The organism is Micromonospora sp. PTRAS2, assembly GCF_054052245.1.
Genome location: NZ_JBSWBU010000058.1, coordinates 1 through 668 on the forward strand (window position 1 = coordinate 1; position 668 = coordinate 668).

At 75.6% G+C, this 668-nt stretch carries 1 protein-coding gene; it reads right to left on the reverse strand.

Going from position 1 to position 668, the window contains the following annotated elements; genetic code table 11:
- Positions 1–668, reverse strand: a 668-nt coding sequence (locus ACVMYR_RS33140; RefSeq protein ID WP_431898322.1) for a phosphopantetheine-binding protein, incomplete at both ends; no start/stop codon positions are given.

A 668-nucleotide genomic window follows, 5' to 3' on the forward strand; every position in this document is an offset into this window, starting at 1 on the left:
GTTGCGGCATACCCGGGTTCGCCGGGACCAGCGCTACCGGCGGCTCCACCCGCCGGTAGCGGGCGTGCAGGGCCTCGTGCCGGCGGTGCACGTCGCCGAGCGCGGCCATCAACGCCCGCAGGTCGAGGTCGCCCTCGACCCACCAGCTCACCGGGACCACGACCTCCAGGGGCGACATCAGGCACTTGGCCACCTGCTGCGCGAGGGGCACCGGCCCGGGACGCTGGCGGCCCTGGCCGGCGGCCGGGGTGGTGCCCGTACGCCGCGGCGCAGTGGCGAGCCACGCGGCGAGCGCGTGCGGGGTCGGAGTGCGGTGGATCTGGGACACGGGGACGACCACGTCGGCGGCCTCGTCGATGCCGGTGGCCACGGCCGCCGACTGCAGGGACGTGCCGCCGAGGTCGAAGAAGCTGTCGTGGACGCCGACCCGGTCGATGCCGAGGACGGTGGCGAACACGGTGGCGACGAGTCGCTCGTGCTCGGTGCCAGGTGCGACGTAGTCGACGCCGAGGTCGGGGCGTCGGCCGTCCGGGGCGGGGAGCGCCGCCCGGTCGATCTTGCCGGTGCCGCCGAGGGGGAACCGGTCGAGGACCATGACGACCGCCGGGACCATGTACGACGGCAGGATGGCGGCGGCATGCTCGCGCAGCGCCTCCGGCGTGGGGGTG